The organism is Sphingomonas sp. MMS24-J13 (assembly GCF_044905095.1).
Classification (GTDB): domain Bacteria; phylum Pseudomonadota; class Alphaproteobacteria; order Sphingomonadales; family Sphingomonadaceae; genus Sphingomonas_I.
Map to the genome: position 1 here is coordinate 3581049 of NZ_CP173258.1, position 18256 is coordinate 3599304.

16 protein-coding genes are annotated in these 18256 nt (G+C 65.7%); 7 read left to right on the forward strand and 9 right to left on the reverse strand.

Annotated elements, in window-relative coordinates:
- Positions 1–116: 116 nt before the first annotated feature.
- From AB4Z44_RS16320 to AB4Z44_RS16335, 4 genes are all read right to left on the reverse strand, one after another.
- Positions 117–1361, reverse strand: a complete 1245-nt coding sequence (locus AB4Z44_RS16320; RefSeq protein ID WP_404710743.1) for a class I SAM-dependent methyltransferase — start codon at positions 1359–1361, stop codon at positions 117–119.
- 21 nt (positions 1362–1382) lie between these two features.
- Positions 1383–2570 (reverse strand): 23S rRNA (adenine(2503)-C(2))-methyltransferase RlmN, encoded by a 1188-nt coding sequence (gene rlmN, locus AB4Z44_RS16325; protein WP_404714254.1) that lies wholly within the window; start codon positions 2568–2570, stop codon positions 1383–1385.
- 134 nt (positions 2571–2704) lie between these two features.
- Positions 2705–4333: a cisplatin damage response ATP-dependent DNA ligase gene (locus AB4Z44_RS16330; RefSeq protein ID WP_404710744.1), complete on the reverse strand. Its 1629-nt coding sequence runs from the start codon at positions 4331–4333 to the stop codon at positions 2705–2707.
- A gap of 37 nt (positions 4334–4370) precedes the next feature.
- Positions 4371–4673, reverse strand: coding sequence for an acylphosphatase (locus AB4Z44_RS16335; RefSeq protein WP_404710745.1), 303 nt, complete (start codon positions 4671–4673; stop codon positions 4371–4373).
- Between AB4Z44_RS16335 and AB4Z44_RS16340 the strand changes: the two genes are divergently transcribed.
- From AB4Z44_RS16340 to AB4Z44_RS16360, 5 genes are all read left to right on the forward strand, one after another.
- Complete coding sequence (locus tag AB4Z44_RS16340) at positions 4672–5571, forward strand: aldose 1-epimerase family protein (RefSeq protein ID WP_404710746.1); 900 nt, start codon at positions 4672–4674, stop codon at positions 5569–5571. The genes AB4Z44_RS16335 and AB4Z44_RS16340 overlap by 2 nt on opposite strands.
- Positions 5572–6621 carry a type III polyketide synthase gene (locus AB4Z44_RS16345; RefSeq protein WP_404710747.1) on the forward strand — a complete coding sequence of 350 codons (1050 nt, stop codon included), beginning with the start codon at positions 5572–5574 and terminating at the stop codon, positions 6619–6621.
- Positions 6621–7316, forward strand: a complete 696-nt coding sequence (locus AB4Z44_RS16350) for a methyltransferase domain-containing protein (RefSeq protein WP_404714255.1) — start codon at positions 6621–6623, stop codon at positions 7314–7316. The genes AB4Z44_RS16345 and AB4Z44_RS16350 overlap by 1 nt, the downstream gene beginning before the upstream one ends.
- Positions 7295–8362, forward strand: coding sequence for an NAD(P)/FAD-dependent oxidoreductase (locus AB4Z44_RS16355; protein WP_404710748.1), 1068 nt, complete (start codon positions 7295–7297; stop codon positions 8360–8362). The genes AB4Z44_RS16350 and AB4Z44_RS16355 overlap by 22 nt, the downstream gene beginning before the upstream one ends.
- A gap of 76 nt (positions 8363–8438) precedes the next feature.
- Complete coding sequence (locus AB4Z44_RS16360) at positions 8439–10532, forward strand: PBP1A family penicillin-binding protein (protein WP_404710749.1); 2094 nt, start codon at positions 8439–8441, stop codon at positions 10530–10532.
- A gap of 33 nt (positions 10533–10565) precedes the next feature.
- On the opposite strand, the gene AB4Z44_RS16365 is transcribed toward AB4Z44_RS16360, so the two are convergent.
- From AB4Z44_RS16365 to AB4Z44_RS16375, 3 genes are read right to left on the reverse strand one after another with little or no spacing between them, the layout of a single operon-like run.
- The gene (locus AB4Z44_RS16365; protein ID WP_404710750.1) at positions 10566–11279 is read right to left on the reverse strand and encodes a M48 family metallopeptidase; all 714 of its coding nucleotides are present in this window, start codon (positions 11277–11279) and stop codon (positions 10566–10568) included.
- Positions 11260–11700, reverse strand: a complete 441-nt coding sequence (locus AB4Z44_RS16370) for a YcgN family cysteine cluster protein (RefSeq protein ID WP_404710751.1) — start codon at positions 11698–11700, stop codon at positions 11260–11262. Before AB4Z44_RS16370 ends, AB4Z44_RS16365 begins: the two co-directional genes overlap by 20 nt.
- Positions 11688–12293: an SCO family protein gene (locus tag AB4Z44_RS16375; protein ID WP_404710752.1), complete on the reverse strand. Its 606-nt coding sequence runs from the start codon at positions 12291–12293 to the stop codon at positions 11688–11690. Before AB4Z44_RS16375 ends, AB4Z44_RS16370 begins: the two co-directional genes overlap by 13 nt.
- Before the next feature lie 77 nt (positions 12294–12370).
- On the opposite strand from AB4Z44_RS16375, the gene AB4Z44_RS16380 reads away from it, so the two are divergent.
- Positions 12371–12982, forward strand: a complete 612-nt coding sequence (locus AB4Z44_RS16380) for an ankyrin repeat domain-containing protein (RefSeq protein WP_404710753.1) — start codon at positions 12371–12373, stop codon at positions 12980–12982.
- 6 nt (positions 12983–12988) lie between these two features.
- Here AB4Z44_RS16380 and AB4Z44_RS16385 read toward each other — a convergent pair whose 3' ends face one another.
- Positions 12989–13471, reverse strand: a complete 483-nt coding sequence (locus tag AB4Z44_RS16385; protein ID WP_404710754.1) for an MmcB family DNA repair protein — start codon at positions 13469–13471, stop codon at positions 12989–12991.
- Positions 13472–13561: 90 nt separating this feature from the next.
- Between AB4Z44_RS16385 and AB4Z44_RS16390 the strand changes: the two genes are divergently transcribed.
- Positions 13562–15304, forward strand: coding sequence for a DUF885 domain-containing protein (locus tag AB4Z44_RS16390; protein ID WP_404710755.1), 1743 nt, complete (start codon positions 13562–13564; stop codon positions 15302–15304).
- Positions 15305–15314: 10 nt separating this feature from the next.
- On the opposite strand, the gene AB4Z44_RS16395 is transcribed toward AB4Z44_RS16390, so the two are convergent.
- Positions 15315–18233: a PAS domain S-box protein gene (locus tag AB4Z44_RS16395; protein ID WP_404710756.1), complete on the reverse strand. Its 2919-nt coding sequence runs from the start codon at positions 18231–18233 to the stop codon at positions 15315–15317.
- Positions 18234–18256: the final 23 nt, after the last annotated feature.

An 18256-nucleotide genomic window follows, 5' to 3' on the forward strand; every position in this document is an offset into this window, starting at 1 on the left:
GGATTGATCGGATCGTTGCCCGCGACCGCCAGAATGCGGCCGCGCTAGAGTCTTTCCGACTTAAGTAGACCCGAGTAACCGTCGAGCTTGTCGAGACAATCCAACTCGGATGCACTCTAACCCTGGCTTACCGCGCCATCCTGTAGCGCCCGTTCCGCCGCAACCATATAATCGCGCGTGATCGGCAGAGCGCGCCGGTTGCGCACATATTGCAGCTGGTAATTGACCATATGCCCGTGCGTGAAACCGGTTGCCGAACCGGCAAGGTAGAATTCCCACATGCGGTAGAAACGCGCGTCGTACATCGTCTCGATCTCTGCCCGGTTCGCCTGCGTGCGCCGCAACCATTGCTCCAGCGTATAGGCATAATGCAGCCGCAGCGTCTCGACGTCGCTGCACAGGATGTTCGCCTGTTCGGCCGCGCGCGCGATTTCCGACAGGCTCGGCACATAGCCGCCAGGAAAGATATATTTGGTGGTCCAGGCGTCGGTCGGTCGCGGGGTCCCGATCCGGCCGATCGTATGGAGCAGCATCACCCCGTCCTCGGCCAGGAGCGAGCGGCATTTGGCGAAGAAGCTATGGAAATGCGCGGGGCCGACATGCTCGAACATGCCGACCGAGACGATCCGATCGAACGTGCCGGTCATCTTGCGATAGTCGATCAACTCGAACCGCACCTTGTCGGCGACACCGAGATCGGCCGCGCGCTTGCGGGCGAGCGCCAATTGCTCTTCCGACAGGGTGATGCCCAGCACTTCGGCGCCGGTCTTGGCATGGATGTAGAGCGCCATCCCGCCCCAGCCGCAGCCGATGTCGAGCACTTTGTGGCCGGGCCGCAGATCGAGCTTGGCGACGATATGCGCCTTCTTGTCGAGCTGGGCCTGTTCCAGGCTGTTGGCCGGATCGGTGAAATAGGCGCAGCTATATTGCCGGTCGCGGTCCAGGAAGAGATCGTAGAGCCTGGCCGACAGATCGTAATGATGCGCGACGTTGCGCTTCGAACGACGCTCCTGGTTGAACGTGCGCAGCCAGCCGAATGGATCGCCGGGAAAGCGTACCCGCGACTCCAGCCTCGTGTCGTTGCCGCCCTTTTCGAACCGGGTATTCCAGGTGACGATGTTCAGGAGGTCGTAAATATCCCCCCGTTCCACCACCAGCCGCCCGTCCATATAGGCCTCGCCCGCGGCGAGCGACGGGTTGAGGATGATCTTGCGCGGCGTGCCCGCATCGGTGAAGCGGACCGTGACGGGATTCAGATGGGATGATGGCGTGCCGTAGGAATAATGCTTGCCCGCGGCATCGATCGCAGCCAGTTCGCCTTCCCGGATGAGCTTGGTGAAGACCCGGTTAAACAGCTTCATCCGTCATATACCCTTTAGTCATTAATCCACCGCAACCGCCGCAAGCGCCGCCGCCTCGCGATCGCGATCGGCGCGCTTCTTCTTTTCGGCCGACGTTTTGAGCTGCCCGCACGCGGCATCGATGTCACGCCCACGCGGCGTGCGCACCGGTGCCGATATTCCGCCTTCGAACACGATGTTCGAGAAGCGCCGGATCCGATCCGGATCGGAACACAGATAGGGCGCCCCCGGCCACGGATTGAACGGAATGAGATTCACCTTGGCGGGCAGCTTGTACTTGCGCAGCAACCGGACGAGCTCGCGTGCGTCGTCGTCGCTGTCATTCTTGTCCTTCAGCATCACATATTCGAACGTGATGCGGCGCGCATTGTTGGCACCAGGATAAGCCGCACACGCCTCGAGCAACGCTTCGATGCCGTATTTCTTGTTGATCGGCACCAGTTCGTCACGAACGTCCTTGGTCACGCCATGGAGCGAGACAGCAAGATTGACGCCGATCTCCACCCCCGCGCGCTCCATCATCGGAACGATGCCCGAAGTGGACAAGGTGATGCGGCGCTTGCTGAGTGCAAGGCCATCGCCGTCCATCACCAGCTTCAGCGCATCGCGGACATTATCGAAATTGTAGAGCGGCTCCCCCATACCCATCATCACGATGTTGGTGAGCAGCCGGCCCTCGGGCTGGCTCGGCCATTCGGACAAAGCGTCGCGCGCCAGCATCACCTGGCCGACAATCTCGCCCGCGGTGAGGTTACGCACAAGCCGCATCGTGCCGGTGTGGCAGAAGCTGCAGGTGAGCGTGCATCCGACCTGACTCGATACGCACAGCGTGCCGCGATCGGCGTCAGGGATGAACACCATCTCATAATCATGGCCGTCGTCGGACTTGAGGAGCCATTTGCGCGTGCCGTCGGTCGATTGCTGCGCCTCGACCACGCCGGGACGGCCGATCACGAAGCGTTCGGCCAGCCACGGATGCATCGTCTTGGCGATGTCGGTCATCGCGGCGAATTCGGTCGCGCCGCGATTGTAGATCCAGTGCCACAATTGCTTGGCGCGCAGCTTCGCCTGCTTGGCATCCAGTCCGGCGCCCGCAAGCGTCTCGCGCAACTGATCGCGCGTCAGGCCGATCAGGTCGATCCGCCCATCAGCGCGCACCGGCACGTCCCGGGGCACGGGCACCGGATCGATATGGCCGGGAATGGGCATGGACACGTTCATCATCCGTAAATTAGGTGGGTAAGGCTGCCTTTTTCAAGCATCGCGCGCAGCCATACAGGCAGCGATCGCATCGGCGGCGGTGCGCGCCATCCATCATCGCAGTCACGAGCGCAACGGAATTGTCATTCGGAGCGGTCGGGCACGGCCGCCATCCGCTGCAGGGTCGCGATCAGATCGGCCTCGTGCGCCGGCTTGTCGCGGCGGATGCGCGCGATGCGCGGGAAGCGCATCGCCAGCCCCGATTTGTGGCGCTTCGAGGCATGGATCGAATCGAACGCGACCTCTAGCACCAACGTTTTCTCGACCTCGCGCACCGGGCCGAAGCGCTGGACGGTATGGGTGCGCACGAACTGATCGAGCCACTTCAGTTCCTCGTCGGTGAAGCCCGAATAAGCCTTGCCGACGGGGAGCAATTCGCCGCCCTCCTCGGGCGGGGCGGTCCAGCAGCCGAACGTGTAATCCGAATAAAAGCTCGATCGTTTGCCGTGGCCGCGCTGGGCATACATCATCACGCAATCGGCATTGAGCGGATCGCGCTTCCACTTGTACCACAAGCCCACGCGACGCCCGGCAACGTAAGGCGCATCGCGCCGCTTGAGCATGACGCCCTCGATCGCCGCATCGCGCGCGCCGATCCGAATCTCGCCCAGCGCCTCGAAATCCTTGGCGTCGATCACCGCCGACAGATCGAAGCGGGCCGGATCGAGCCGGGCGGCGAAGGCATCGAGCCGGGCCCGCCGATCGCTCCAGCCGAGCGCGCGCAGGTCCTCCGTGCCGTCGAACAGGATGTCGTAGAGGCGGACGAAGGCCGGGAAGTCCGCCTGCATCTTGGCCGACACCTGCTTGCGGCCGAGCCGTTGCTGGAGCGCGTTGAAGCTGGCCGCGCCTTCATGCTCGATCCCGCCGCCCTGCGCCTCGCCCTTCACCAGCAATTCGCCGTCGAGCACGCCCTCGGTCGCGAAAGCGGCCGCCACATCCGGGAAGCTGCCGGTGATATCGTCGCCGGCGCGGCTGTAGAGCCGGGTCTGCCCGCCGGCATGGACGAGCTGGACGCGAATTCCGTCCCATTTCCACTCCGCCGCATAATCGGCCAGATCGACCACGCCGTCTTCGAGCGGATGGGCGAGCATGAACGGGCGGAAGACCGGCGTATTGGCCGATGTCGGCCGTTCGCCTTTTCCTTCCGCCCAGTCGAACAGCGCCAGATAAGGCGGCCTCAGCCCGTGCCAGACCTCTTCGACATCGTCGACGTCGAGCCCGAACGCCTGCGCCAGCCCGGTCTTGGCGAGCCGTGCCGAAATGCCGACGCGCAGCCCGCCGGTCGCGAGCTTGAGCAAGGCGAAACGGCCCGACGCATCGAGCTGATCGAGCATCGCCGCCAGTGCACGCGGCGCCTCGGCGCGGCCGAGCGTGGTCAGGCGATCGACGATGGTGGAGAGGCGCAGCGCGCCCGTATCGACTTCGGCCGGCATTCCCGGCGGTTTCGGCCAGAGCAAGGAGACGGTCTCGGCCAGATCGCCGACGTAATCGCGGCTCATCGCAAACAGCACCGGGTCGACCCGCTCCGCCACCAGCGCGCCGATCGCCGATGCCTTGACCCCGGGAAGGTCGATCGCGCCGGTCAACGCCGCCATCGCCCAGCCGCGATCGGGATCGGGCGTCGCGCGAACATAATCGGCGATCAGCTTCAGCTTGGCGTTGCGCGAGCGGGTGTAGACGAGGCGCTCGAGCAGCTGGGAGAATTCGCGCATGGTGGCAGAATAACAGAAAGCCGGCCGGATTGTGCCCTCAGGCGTCGGGGCGGCGCCCAAAGGCCGTAAAAGTCGCTATCTCGCCTCTTCGGCCGTCACGCGATCGAACTCGCGCCAGGTCCGGGCCGGCATGGCATGCGATGATCAATTGCTCGACCGCAGTGCCCTCGCCGATTGCGAAGGCCTCGACGCTGCCGTCACGACAATTCCGCACCCAGCCGGTCAGGCTAAGCCGCGACGCGGTCGCGATCGTCCAGTCGCGGAAGAAGACGCCCTGAACGCGTCCTTCGATGCGGATACGGCGTGCGATCGTCATGGAGCCCGTGTAGACATGCGTCATGGCCGATCCCACCCCGCTCGTCAGCATCGCCGGCGCAAGCCTGTCCGCCGAGATCAATCCGCTCGGCGCCGAACTCCACAGCCTGCGCGATGGCGAAGGCCGCGACCTGCTGTGGGATGGCGACCCTGCCTTCTGGACCGGGCGCGCGCCGATCCTCTTTCCGGTGGTGGGCGCGGTCGCGGGTGGCGTGATCCGGGTCGACGGCCGCGGATATCCCATGGCCAAGCACGGCTTTGCGCGGCGGAAGACATGGACATTGGTGGAGCATGATGCTGCCGCTGCCACCTTCCGCCTCCTGCCCGACGAAGAGACACGTTCGGCCTATCCGTTCGACTTTCGGCTCGAACTGCGCTTCGTGATCGACGACAAGGGCTTGTCGCTGTCGGCGACGCTTACCAATCCTGGTCAAGCGCCGTTGCCGGCGAGCTTCGGCTTCCATCCGGCCTTGCGCTGGCCGCTGCCGGGCGGCGCGCCACGCGATCGGCACATCGTGCGCTTCGCCGAACCCGAACCCGATCCGATCCGCCGGATCGATCGCGACGGCCTCCTCCGCCCAGCGCCCGAGCCTAGCCCGGTCGAGGGCCGCGCCATTCTGGTGCGCGATGCGATGTTCGAGGATGACGCGATGATCTTCGATTCGCTCTCCTCACGCGCACTCAGCTTCGGTGCCGCCGGAGGGACGATCCTCGACATTGCCTTCCCGAACATGCCCTTCCTGGGCATCTGGACCAAGCCGGGTGCACCCTATCTGTGTATCGAGCCGTGGCACGGGATCGCCGATCCGGAAGACTTCGCCGGTGAATATCGAGACAAACCCGGTGTCATCGAAGTCGCCCCCGGCCGCGATCATATCTTTGCCATGCGGATCGATATCGGAAGCGCGACGTTGCTGGGCTGAATGCCCTCCCAAATCGCCCATATCAACCGCATCGGCACGGCCGTGCCGGATCACGACGTTCACCAGATCTTTCAGGATTGGGCATCGTCACGTCTTCCCGCAGGCCGCGACGCGGCGTTGTTCTTGCGCATGGCGCAGCGGTGCGGGATCGAACATCGCTGGTCGGTGCTGCCGCCTTCGGTACGAAAGGCGCGCCAGATGACCGAATTCTATGCCGGCACCATGCCGAGCACGGCTGCCCGCATGGCGATCTACGCGCGCGAAGCGCCCGTGCTGGCCCTCGCGGCGATCGGAGCGTTGGGGGATCTCGGCACGATCAGCCACCTGGTCGTGGCAAGTTGTACCGGCTTCGTCGCACCGGGGATCGACCAGATCATCGCGCGCGAGCTCGGCCTCGATGGCAGCGTCGAGCGGACGTTGGTGGGGTTCATGGGCTGCTACGCCGCCGTCGCGGCGCTGCGCGTGGCGCATCACATCGTCCGGTCGGAGCCCGCTGCCCGGGTCCTGGTCGTAACGGTCGAACTGTCTACCCTTCATCTTCAGGGAACGTGCGAGATCGAAGCCCTGCTGGCGCAGCTCCAGTTCGGCGACGGCGCCGCGGCCGCGATCGTCAGTGGGGAAAAGACCGGGCTGGCGCTCGATCGCTTCGTCGCGGCGACCTTGCCCGACAGCGCCGATCTGATCCGCTGGACGATCGGCGACGAGGGCTTCCGCATGCACCTGTCGGGCGCCGTTCCGAACCGGATCGCCGAAGCGCTCGGCGATCCCGCGACACGCGCTGCGCTGATCGGCGATAAAGTGATCGACGGCTGGGCGGTCCATACCGGCGGACGATCCGTACTCGACGCCGTCGAGCGCGCGATCGACCTTCCGCCCGAAGCGTTGGGGCATTCGCGGGCCGTGCTGGCCGACAACGGGAACATGTCGTCGGCGACCCTCATGTTCGTGCTGGAACGCTTCCTGAAGGGTCCGCCGATCGAGAACGGGATCGCGCTCGCCTTTGGGCCCGGTCTCGCGGCAGAGGGCTTCCGCTTCCGGGGCACGGCGTGATCTCGCTCGACCAGCGCGCATCCGGGCCCGAACGGATGGATGCCGAGGACCTCGACCCCGAAGTCTATGCCCGGGTGCTGGCCGATCTGGCGCAGGTCAATGCGCTGACGCTGGCGCGGCGACCGACGATCAACTTCATCGCCCGCGCCCTCGGCGACCGACGCAGTTTCCGCTTGCTGGACGTCGGGTTCGGCCATGGCGACATGCTGCGGACCATCGCCCGTTGGGCCCGCAGGCGCGGCATCGCGGCGGATCTGGTGGGCGTCGACCTCAATCCCCATTCCGCGCCAGCGGCTTATGCGGCCACCCCGCCCGATTGGGCGATCGATTATCGCACCGGCGATTATGCGGCTTTCGCCGGCGAAGGCTTCGACCTGATCGTCTCCAGCATCGTCGCCCACCATATGAGCGATGATCAATTGCGCACCTTCCTGCGCTTCATGGAGGCCGAAGCCGCGCTCGGCTGGCTGGTCAACGATCTCCACCGGCATCGTTTCGCTCATATCGGCTTCCCGATCCTCGCCCGCCTGATGCGCTGGCACGAGATCGTGCGCAGCGATGGCCAGCTTTCGATCGCACGCAGCTTCCGCGCCGCCGAATGGCGCGCCATTCTGGCCGAAGCCGGGATCGCGCCCGATGCGGCGCATATCGTCCGGCGCTTTCCGTTTCGCCTGTGCGTCGAACGGATCCGCTGATCGTCGGCGGCGGGCCGGCCGGGTCCGCTGCGGCGATCGCGCTCGCGCTGGGCGGTGCCAGCCCGTTGCTGATCGAGCGCCATGCCGAACCGCGCGACACCGTCTGCGGCGGGTTTCTCGGCTGGGATGCGCTGGCGGCGCTGCAAAGGCTGGGAATGGATCCCTGGGCGCTGGGCGCACAGCCGATCCGATCCGTTCGTATTATCGCGGGTCATCGGGTGATCGAACGCCCGCTGCCCGCCTTGGCCGCCGGCCTCTCACGCCACACGCTCGATCGCGCCTTGCTGGAGCGCACGGCCGCGCTCGGCGTCGAGATCAGGCGAGGCGTCGCGGTACGACGCATCGAGGGCGACATGCTCCATCTGGCCGACAGCCAAACGCTGATAGCCGAGGCGATCTTCCTGGCCACCGGCAAACATGCCCTGCGCGGCAGCCCGCGCGAGGATGTGCCGCGCGAAACCCGGCTCGGTCTGCGCAGCACGCTGCCGGATTGTCCCGATCTGGCAGGCTGGATCGAGTTGCATCTGATCGACGGCGGCTATGTCGGGCTGCTCAGGCAAGAGGATGGCCGTATCAATCTCTCGCTGTCGATAGCCGCCGATCGCCTGAGCCGGGCCGGCGGGACGCCCGATGCCCTGATGACGATGCTGGCCGATGAAGCCCCGCGCCTTGCCGAGCGGGTCGGCGGTGCCGCCGATTGGACGGCGGTGGCGGCGGTTCCTTATGGCTGGCGCGCGAGGACCACCGCCCCGGGTCTGTTTCGGCTGGGCGATCAGGCGGCGGTAATCGCCTCGGTCGTCGGCGACGGCATCGCTATCGCTCTGGCGAGCGGCCGCGCCGCCGCCGGAGCGTGGCTTCAAGGCGGCGCGGCCGCGGCTCCCGCCTTCCAGCGGGGTTTCGCGGCGCGAGCCCATCGCCCGATCGCCATCGCCGAACTCGCCCGCACCGCCGCCGAACGGCCACGGATCGCGGCGGCGGTGCTGGCCATATTGCAGATACCGGGAATGGTGGGCGCGGTTGCACGGCTTACCCGGATCGGCCCCTGATAGCTCTCGTTTCGTCGTGCACCGGTGTGGTGGGCTTGTAGTACAGCGACGAAGCGGATAATCCCGGCCCCGGTCCATGCCCTCACCCTCCAGAAAATTCGCGCCCAGCCGGGCCAAACGCATCGGAAGCCTCGTGCTGCGTATCGTCCTGTTCGGCGGGCTCGCCGCTTTGGCCGCGTTGATTGTCGCCGTGCTCGTGACGATGGCGTCGCTCCCGGCATTCTCCAGCCTGATGCAAAAGCCTGCCGGGCAGACGGTGCGCGTTCATGCCGCTGACGGGTCCGTGCTGGTCACGCTGGGGCCGAGCTATGGCGATTGGCTGCCCTACGATCGCATCCCGCAGGTGATGCGCGATTCGATCGTCGCGGTCGAGGATCGCCGTTTCTACAGTCACCCTGGCGTCGATCCGATCGGGGTCGCGCGCATGTTCTATGTCGCCAAGCGGCTGCATGACGAGGGCCGTCGCCTGCAGGGCGGATCGACGATCACCCAACAGCTCGCGCGCAACATCTTCCTGACCAACGCCTACAGCTATGGCCGGAAGGTTCGGGAGATCATCCTCGCGCTGGCGATGGAGCGCAAATTCTCCAAGCAGCAGATTCTCGAGCTCTATCTCAACCGGGTCTATTTCGGCGGTGGCGCTTATGGCGTCGATGCCGCGAGCCGCAAATTCTTCGGCCACCCCGGCAGCCAGATGAACCTTGCCGAGGCCGCGATCGTCGCCGGTCTGGTCAAGGCGCCCTCGCATTACTCGCCATCGGCCGACGCCGTCGCCGCGATCGATCGCGCGAAGGTGGTGCTGGAGGTGATGCAGGACGCCGATATGCTCACCCCGGGGCAGGCCGCGCAGGCGCACCTCGAGCGGGTCGTGTTCGCGCCCGAGCCCAAGCAGAACAGCGTGCGCTACTTCACCGATTGGGCACTCGCCCAGCTCGATCAGCTGGTCGACGAGCAGAATGCGCCGATCGATGTGTGGACCACGCTCGATCTGAGGATGCAGAAGGCGGCCGACAACGCGATTCGCCACGCGACACCCAGCGGTTTGCAAGGTGCGCTCGTCTCGATGGAGAATGACGGGGCGGTGCGCGCGATGGTCGGCGGCACCGATTATGTCACCTCGATCTACAATCGCGCGGTCCAGTCGCAACGCCAGCCGGGCTCCGCTTTCAAACTGTTCGTCTATCTGTCGGCGATGGAGGCCGGCATGAAGCCGTCCGATCCGGTGGTGGACCAGCCGATCACGATCGACGGCTGGAGCCCGCGCAACTCCTCGCGGCGCTTTTTGGGCCAGATCGATATCCGCAACGCCTTCGCATTCTCGATCAATACGGTCGCGGCGCAGGTCGGGCAGAAGGTCGGCTTCGATACCGTCGCCAACATGGCGCACCGCTTCGGCATCAGCACGCCGATCAACACCCACCCGTCGATGGTATTGGGCACTTCGGACGTGAAGCTGATCGATATGACGCGCGCCTTCGCCGCCATCTCGAACAACGGCGTGGCGGTGACGCCCTATGGCATCATCAAGGTCAGCACGACCGACGGCAATGTCCTCTACGAACATCAGGCCGAGCAGCCGCGCGTGCTGGTGGCGCCCTATGTCGCGGCGGAGATGACCGATATGCTGCAGACCGCTGTCAACACCGGCACGGCGCGCGCAGCGCAGATCGGCCGGCCTGTCGCGGGCAAGACCGGCACCACCTCATCTAACAAGGATGGCTGGTTCCTGGGCTTCTCCTCGGGCCTCACCACCGGGGTGTGGATGGGCCGCGACGATGCCAAGCCGATCCCGGGCCTCCAAGGCGGCCGCAATCCGGCGCAGGCCTTCTCGGCTTATATGCAAGCCGCGTTGCGCACGCGGCCGGTGCAGAATTTCGACACGCAGGTGACCCTGCCCGAATGGCAGATCGAACCGGACGAGGAAGCCTATTACGGCGATCCCGACCAGCAGTTTGGCAATGAACAGACGCCGCCGCAAACCGACGAGGGCGCGCCGCCACCACAGGGCCATGACGATGCGATCGCGGTGCCCGACGAGACCGCTCCGCAGCCCGCCGGCCCACCCCGACGCGGACCGTCGGATCGCCGCCCGCCGGCGAATGACGACGTGGTCAACAGCGTGCTGCGCGATTTACGGGCCCAAGGCCAGCAAGCGAGACCGCCGCGGTAGAATCTGCACCGCGGGCGGGGCTCGGAATGCGGACTATTCGCTTCGCCCCACGTTATGGATTTGCGCGCCATTGGCCCTGAGCCAAGCTCGCTCGGCCTTGGGATCGCGGCCCAGTAGCTTCGCGACCACGTCATGAAATTCCGGCCCGTGGTGCATGTGCAGGCGATGCGCCACCTCGTGCGCCACGGTCGCCTCGCGCACGGCGGGCGGCATCAGAATCAAACGCCAGCTATAAGCGATGTCGCCGTTGCTCGAGCAGCTGCCCCAGCGCGTGCGCGGATCACCGACCCGCACCCGGCCGATCGTCACGCCCGCACGCGCGCCGAACATCCGCGTCTCGATCTCCAGGATGCGCGCCGCTTCGGCACGCATCCAGCGCAGCGCGCGTCCGGCGGCCAGCGCCTCGGGCCCGCCGACAACCATGCGATCGTCCTCAATCCGGATCGTGCGCGGACCGGGCGTCCACCGCAAGGTCAGCATCCTGCCCTCGTACGGGAAGCTGGCGCCGGGCGCGAAGACCTGCGGGGCGGGCAACGCGGCCAGTGCCGCCTCGATCCAGCTTCGCTGGCTTTCCGCCCACGCCATCGCTTGCTTGAGCCCGGCGCGGCGCGGCAGGGTCAACCTGACACTGCCGTCGCGCGGATCGACTGCGATCCGCATGCGCCGCGCCTGCGCCGATCGTTTGACCATGAGCGCGCGCGTGCGGCCGCCGCCGGTGAAGACCGGCTCAGAGGGTGCGGTCGACAATGTGATATTCCAGCTCGCCGGCCTCATCCTCGGACACGGTCCAGCCGCGCACCGAGACGCCGGCTTCGTGCACCGTTTCCCGGCTGCCGCTGATCAGGTGATGCCATTCGGGCAAGGGCTCGCCGTGCGCGACCAGCCGATAGGCGCAGGTCGTGGGCAGCCATTCGAGCTCGTCGAGCTTGGCGGGCGTCAGCTGGATGCAATCGGGGACGTAGCGCTTGCGATGCTTGTAGTCGCTGCATTGCCCGCTCTTGCGGTCGAGCAGACGGCAGGCGACGTTGGTCGGGAAAATCTCCCCCGTCTCCTCGTCCTCCAGTTTGTGCAGGCAGCATTTGCCGCAGCCGTCGCACAAGGCCTCCCACTCGCCACGATCGAGCTGGGCCAGGGATTTCTCCTCCCAGAAGCGGCTCATTTCACCCATTTCTCGATCGCCGCGACGACCTGATCCTTGTCGGCATCGACCGGGAGCATCGCGATCGGCTTGCCGTCGGGCCCGAACAGCAACGCCTCGCGCGAATGGTTCATCAGATAGCCGGTGCCGCCATCGCTGGCCGGTGCCTTCTGGTAGAAGATCGCATAATCCTTGGCGACCTTGGCAATCTCGGCCGGGCTGCCCGTGAGCCCCATCAGCCGGGGCGAGAAGGCGGCAACATAGGTCTTCAGCACCGCGGGCGTATCGCGTTCGGGATCGACTGTGACGAAGATCGGCTGGACCTTAGCCGCCGTCGCCGGATCCTTCGCCTCGAGCGCCTTGAGCGCTTGCCCCAGCACCTGCATGTCGAGCGGGCAGATATCCGGGCAGAAGGTGTAACCGAAATAGAGGATCGGGTAGCGTCCGGCGAGGCTGGCGCTGTCGAACCTTTTACCGTCCTGATCGGTCAGCACGAAATGCCCGCCGATCGCCGCACCGGCCAGCGGTGGCTGCTCGACCGGCCCATGGCAGGCGGCAGGGGCCAGCAGCAGAAGCGGCGCCCACAGCGAGAGAAAGGCTTTGTTCATGGTGCGCTTAGCCATGCTTTGCTATTGGCTCGCTGACAAGACGCGCCCCTGGGAGGCGCTGCAGCGATACATGTGATCACAGGGAGCAAGATATGGGTTCGGTGCGTGGCATTTCCAGGACGATGGCAGCTGCCGCGTTTGCGGCGCTCGCTTTCGCCGCGCCGGCACCTGCGCAGTTTTCGGACAGCTATAATTTCATCAAGGCGGTGCGCGATGCGGACGGCGCCAAGGCGATGGAGTTTCTCAACAAGCCCGGCGCGCCCGCGCTCAACACGCGCGACCCCAACACCGGCGAGACCGCGCTCCACATCGTCGTAAAGCGTCATGACCAGACCTGGCTCACCTATCTGCTGTCGCTCGGCGCGCAGACCGAACTCAAGGATCGCAACGGCAACACCGCGCTGATGACGGCCGCGCAATTGTCCGATTCCGATTCGGCGCGCGTGCTGCTGCAATATGGCGCCAAGGTGAATACGACCAATACCGGCGGCGAGACGCCTTTGATCATCGCGGTCCAGCGGCGCGATCTCGCCTCGATCCGCACGCTGATCCAGAATGGCGCCGATCCCAAGATCGCCGACCATGTCACCGGCAAGAATGCGCGCGATTATGCGACTGAGGATTCGCGCGGTGCCGCCGCGCTCAAGATTCTCGACGACGCCAAGCCAAAGCCCGCGACCGTGATGGGGCCTACCAAGCCGTAAATGAATTCAGTCGAGACCGGCCAGCCCGGGATCGAGCGAGCCCAGTACCCGCTGCGCCGCGCGCCGCGCGAAGCGCAGCGTCTCGGCCTTGCGCCGTGCTCCTGCGAGCGGACGAGTCGCGGGTGAGCGCAACAGTTCCGCATCGTAGCGATCGGCGACGATCAAACCGGCGATATCGGGGCGGAAATAGGCTTCCTCGAACGGATCGAGGTTGAAGCCCGCCGGCACCGCCCAGCAGAAGCGATCGCAATAATCGAGATAGTCCTGCCACTTCATGTCGCCGCGCAGATCGGCGCGCGAGCATTTGATCTCGACGATGGTGACGCAGCCCTTGGCATCCAGCGCCATGATATCGGCACGCCGGCCGTTGCCGAGCGGCACCTCGCACAGTGAAACGCAATCCTGACGCCACAGCAGCCGCGCGACACCCCGCGCGACGTCGGCCGCGATCAGGGGGGCATTATCGAAGCAATTGGGCTGGCTCGCCATCCCGCGAGACTAGAACAGGAGAGGAACACAAGGAAGCGATTCCTTGCCGCAAGCGATTGGCTTAGGCTGGCGGCGCCATTCCAGGAGAAAATGATGCGCCGTCCGGCCATGTTGCTTTTGATCGCGTCGCTCGCCGCTCCGGCCTGGGCAGCCTCCCCCGCGGACAAGGCGTTCAAGGCACTGATCGATCAGGAATGGGCATGGCGCGAAAAGCAGGGTGCCGGCGGCGAGGGTGACGAACGGATCCGCGCCCATCTGCCCGACGTAACACCAGCGGCTCAAGCCGGACGCCTCGCCTATCTGCAGGGCATCCGGCGCCAGCTCGACGCGATCAGGCCGGCTTCGCTTTCGGACGATGGGCAGGTCGATTATGCGATCTACCGCTACGAACTCGACACGCGGATCGCGCAGCTCACCTTCCGTAACTGGGAGATGCCCGCCAATTCGGACAGCAGCTTCTGGAGCGAGCTCGGCTACACTGCCCGCGCGACCTACAAGACCGAAAGCGATTATCGCCACTGGATCGCCCAGCTTCACGAAGTCCCGCGTTATTTCGACGATCAGATCGCCAATATGCGCGCCGGCGAGGCACGCGGCTTCACCCCGCCCAAGGTGACGCTGACAGGGCGCGAACAATCGGTGGCGGTGGTACTCGACGCCAAGACGCCCGAAGACAGTTCGCTCTATACGCCGTTCAAGACGATGCCCGCATCGATCCCGGCGGCAACACAGGCCGCACTCCGCGCCGAAGCACGCAAGGCGATCGTAGAGGAGGTCTTGCCCGCCTATCGCCACCTGCTCGCCTTCTTGCGCGACGATTATATCCCGCACGCCCGCGCGTCGCTTGCCGCCGAGGCGCTACCCGGCGGCAAAGCCTGGTATGCGGCCCAGATCCGCGAATATGCGACCGTCGAGCAGACGCCCGATCAGATCCACGCGATCGGGCTGGCCGAGGTCGCGAAAATCCGGGCCGAGATGGATACGGTGATGAGGGAGAGCGGGTTCAAGGGTGACTTCCCGGCCTTCCTCGCCTTCCTGCGCACCGATCCGCGCTTCTACGCCAAGTCACCCGACGAACTGCTCAAGGATGCCGCCTGGATCGCCAAGCAGGTCGACGGCAAGGTCGGCGCCTGGATCGGCCATCTTCCCCGCCGCCGCTTCGCGATCGTCCCCGTGCCCGCCGATATCGCGCCTTTCTATACCGCCGGGCGCGGCGGGCCGGGCCAATATCTGGTCAACACCTATGACCTGCCCTCGCGCCCATTGTTCCAGCTTCCCGCCCTGACCCTGCACGAATCCGCCCCCGGTCACGCGATGCAGATCCCGCTCGCGGCCGAGAACAAGGATCAGCCGGCGTTCCGCCGCAATCTCTATATCTCGGCGTTCGGCGAGGGCTGGGCGCTCTATTGCGAGCGGCTGGGCGATGAGATGGGGATCTACCAGACACCCTACGAACAATTCGGCATGCTATCCTACCAGATGTGGCGCACGGCGCGGCTCGTGGTCGATACCGGGGTTCATTCCAAGGGTTGGAGCCGCGATCGGGCGATCGCCTTCCTCCACGACAACACTGCCTTGTCGCAACACGAAATCGAGACCGAGGTCGATCGCTATATCAGCTGGCCGGGCCAGGCTCTGTCCTACTATCTCGGCGAGATGGCGATCCGGCATGCACGAGCGCGCGCCGAAGCCGCGCTCGGACCGAAGTTCAATATCCGGGCGTTTCACGACATGGTGCTGGCGCTGGGATCGGTGCCGTTGCCGGTGCTGGATGCACGGGTCACGAAGTTCATCACGGAGGGCGGAAAAGGGCCCTATCCGGAGGAAGAATAGCCTCTCCCGGCTATGCCTTCGCCAGCAACCGCACCGCCTTGCGCTGAAGCTCGTCGCGCCGGAACGGCTTCTGGACGATCCGATCGGCGCTTACGTTCGCGATCGCGGTCAGATCGGCATAGCCGGTCACGAACAGAGCCGGCAGATCGGGCCAGCGCGCACCCACCGCGGCCACCAACTCTGCCCCGTTCATCCCCGGCATCGCGAAATCGACCACCATCAGGTCGAACGCGCCATCCTCGCGTTCGACCAGCTCCAGCGCCGCGCCGCCGCTGTCGCGCTCGATCACGTCGGCGCCCATCGCGCGCAGCATGTTGGCGGTCACCTCGCGCACCGGCTGATCGTCGTCGACCAGCAGGATGCGCTTGCCGCTGGCGTCGGCGGCGCGGGCGCGATCGTGCGGCTGATCGACCGGCCGGGGCATGCTGCGCCGTTCGACCGCGCGCGGCAGATAGACGCGCACGGTGGTGCCGACGCCCAATTCGGTTTCGATCGCGACCCCGCCACCCGATTGCTTGGCGAAGCCGAAGACCTGCGCCAGCCCCAGCCCCGATCCCTTGCCGACCTCCTTGGTGGTGAAAAAGGGCTCGAAGGCCTTGGCGCGCACTTCGGGGGTCATGCCGGTGCCGCTGTCGGCGACAGCGATCATGACATATTCGCCCGGCGCCGGCTCCTCGGGGTAGGCCGGCTCGCCCAGTACGACATTGCCGGTCGCGACCGTCAGCGCGCCGCCCACCGCCATCGCATCACGGGCATTGATCGCGAGGTTGAGAATGATCAGCTCGATCTGGGTGGGGTCGACCATCGCCGGCCACAATTCGGACTGGAGATCGATTTCCATGCGCACCGATCCGCCCATCGAGCTCTGCATGAGATCGCGCATGCCGGCGACGGTATCGTTGAGGTCGACCGGCCGTGCCTCAAGCCGCTGGCGGCGTGAGAAAGCGAGCAATTGCGCGGTCAGGGTCGCGCCGCGCTCAGCGGCCGCACGGATGTAGGAAAGACGCTTGATCGACCGCTCGTCGAGCGGGCCGTCGGGTGCGACCCGGGCGATCATGTCGATATTGCCGAGCACGACCGTCAGCAGATTGTTGAAGTCATGGGCGACGCCCGAGGTAAGCTGCCCGATCGCCTCGAGCCGCTGCATCTGGCGCAAGGTCGCTTCGACCCGCTCGCGCTCCTCGATCTGGGTGGAAAGCTGGCGGTTGGTGGCGGCCAACTCCCCGGTGCGCTCGGCGATACCGCGCTCGAGTTGCTCGGACACGCGATGGACCTCGGTGATATCGACGTCGCACCCGACATAGCCGACGAACCGGCCCTCGGCATGGCGCGGGCGCGCCTCGCTATGCAGCCAGCGCGTCACGCCGCGCCGGTCGATCACCCGTACATCGCGGCTGAACGGAGCGCGAATGGCGAAGGCGTTATCGAAATCGGAGCAGAAGCTCTCGACGTCGTCAGGATGCAGAATCGCCTGCCAGCCGCCACCAAGCAACTCGCGCGCCGGCACCCCGAACGTTTCCTCATGCCATTGGTTGGCAAAGACCAGTTGGCCGGTCTCGTCGCACAACCAGATCAGCGCCGGGGCCGAATCGGCGATAGTGCGGAAACGCTGCTCGCTTTCACGCAAGGCCTCCTGGGCGAGCTTGCGCGCGGTGATATCGAGTGCGGTGCCGATCGCGCGGACGCAGACGCCCTCGGCATCGAACAGACCACGCCCCTTGGCGGCGACCCAGCGGACGCGGCCATCCTCCTTGCCGACCGTGCGATATTCGACATCGTAGGTGGCGCGTATCGCCGGATCGAGCGCCGCGGCGAAGGCGCGGGTCGTGGCGTCCCGATCATCGGGATGAAGCCCGTCGTAAAATTCCTGGATCGTCGAGTTCACTGTCGGCGACATGCCGAACATCGCCTTGGTCTGGTCGTCCCAGGCAAGCGTATCGTTGACCAGATCATAATCCCACGTGCCGATCTCGGCAACCTCGATCGCCAGCCGCAGAGCATTCTCGCTGAGCGCAAGCCTTTCCTGCGTCCGCACGCGTTCGGTCACGTCTATGCCTTCGACGAAGATGCCCGAGACCTGACCATCCTCATCGAACACCGGCTGATAGACGAAATCGAGCAGGAACTGTCCGTCGCTGCCGTCCGAATGCCGCAGGGCGACGGGCACCGAATGGCCGCGATAGGGCGCACCGCTTTCAGCGACGCGATCGAGCAGCGCGATGAAACCCTGCTCGGCAATTTCCGGGAGAGCCTCGGCGATCGGCATGCCGACGACGGCACGATTGTCGGTAAGCTGCTGATAGCCGGCATTGGCGAGCTCGATCACGTGACCCGGTTCACGCAGCAGCGCCATGAAGCTCGGCGCCTGTTCGAACATCTGCGACAGGCGCTCACGCTCGGCAGTCGCCGCGCGGGTAGCGCGCACCCGATCGCTGGTCTCGTAAGCGATCGCCAGCACGCCGCCGATCGATCCATCGGCTTCGCGCACCGCGGAGAAACTGATGTCGAAGAAGGTTTCGGTCGGCACGCCGCCGCGGATCGCCATCAAGCTCTGGTCGCGCCGCGACATCGCCTCGCCGGTGGTGAAGGCCTGGGTCAGCGGAGGCCCCATCTGATGCCAGATATGCGCCCAGCGGTCGCGTGCTCGGGCACCCAGCGAGGCGGGATGGCGATCGCCGATCGCACCGGCATAAGCGTCATTGTAGAGCGCGATATGTTCCAGACCCCAGAAGAGGATCATCGGCACCGGCGCCTCGAGCAGCAAGCTGACCGCGCAACGCAGGCTGGACGGCCAGGCTTCGATCGGGCCGAGTGGCGTAGCCGACCAGTCGCGCGCCGCGATCAACACCCCGACGGCACTGCCGGCCGGCAATGGCGGCACGGCGCAGGGGTCGACCTTCGGTTCCTGACCCGTCTCGCCCCCACTCATGGCGCCAACTTATCCTCTGTTCG

What these genes read in the sequence shown, in the direction of transcription:
- AB4Z44_RS16320 (WP_404710743.1), bottom strand. Translation starts at nt 1,361, where the DNA reads ATGAAGCTGTTTAACCGGGTCTTCACCAAGCTCATCCGGGAAGGCGAA.
- rlmN (WP_404714254.1), bottom strand. Translation starts at nt 2,570, where the DNA reads ATGCCCATTCCCGGCCATATCGATCCGGTGCCCGTGCCCCGGGACGTG.
- AB4Z44_RS16330 (WP_404710744.1), bottom strand. Translation starts at nt 4,333, where the DNA reads ATGCGCGAATTCTCCCAGCTGCTCGAGCGCCTCGTCTACACCCGCTCG.
- AB4Z44_RS16340 (WP_404710746.1), top strand. Translation starts at nt 4,672, where the DNA reads ATGGCCGATCCCACCCCGCTCGTCAGCATCGCCGGCGCAAGCCTGTCC.
- AB4Z44_RS16335 (WP_404710745.1), bottom strand. Translation starts at nt 4,673, where the DNA reads ATGACGCATGTCTACACGGGCTCCATGACGATCGCACGCCGTATCCGC.
- AB4Z44_RS16345 (WP_404710747.1), top strand. Translation starts at nt 5,572, where the DNA reads ATGCCCTCCCAAATCGCCCATATCAACCGCATCGGCACGGCCGTGCCG.
- AB4Z44_RS16360 (WP_404710749.1), top strand. Translation starts at nt 8,439, where the DNA reads ATGCCCTCACCCTCCAGAAAATTCGCGCCCAGCCGGGCCAAACGCATC.
- AB4Z44_RS16370 (WP_404710751.1), bottom strand. Translation starts at nt 11,700, where the DNA reads ATGGGTGAAATGAGCCGCTTCTGGGAGGAGAAATCCCTGGCCCAGCTC.
- AB4Z44_RS16375 (WP_404710752.1), bottom strand. Translation starts at nt 12,293, where the DNA reads ATGGCTAAGCGCACCATGAACAAAGCCTTTCTCTCGCTGTGGGCGCCG.
- AB4Z44_RS16380 (WP_404710753.1), top strand. Translation starts at nt 12,371, where the DNA reads ATGGGTTCGGTGCGTGGCATTTCCAGGACGATGGCAGCTGCCGCGTTT.
- AB4Z44_RS16385 (WP_404710754.1), bottom strand. Translation starts at nt 13,471, where the DNA reads ATGGCGAGCCAGCCCAATTGCTTCGATAATGCCCCCCTGATCGCGGCC.
- AB4Z44_RS16390 (WP_404710755.1), top strand. Translation starts at nt 13,562, where the DNA reads ATGATGCGCCGTCCGGCCATGTTGCTTTTGATCGCGTCGCTCGCCGCT.
- AB4Z44_RS16395 (WP_404710756.1), bottom strand. Translation starts at nt 18,233, where the DNA reads ATGAGTGGGGGCGAGACGGGTCAGGAACCGAAGGTCGACCCCTGCGCC.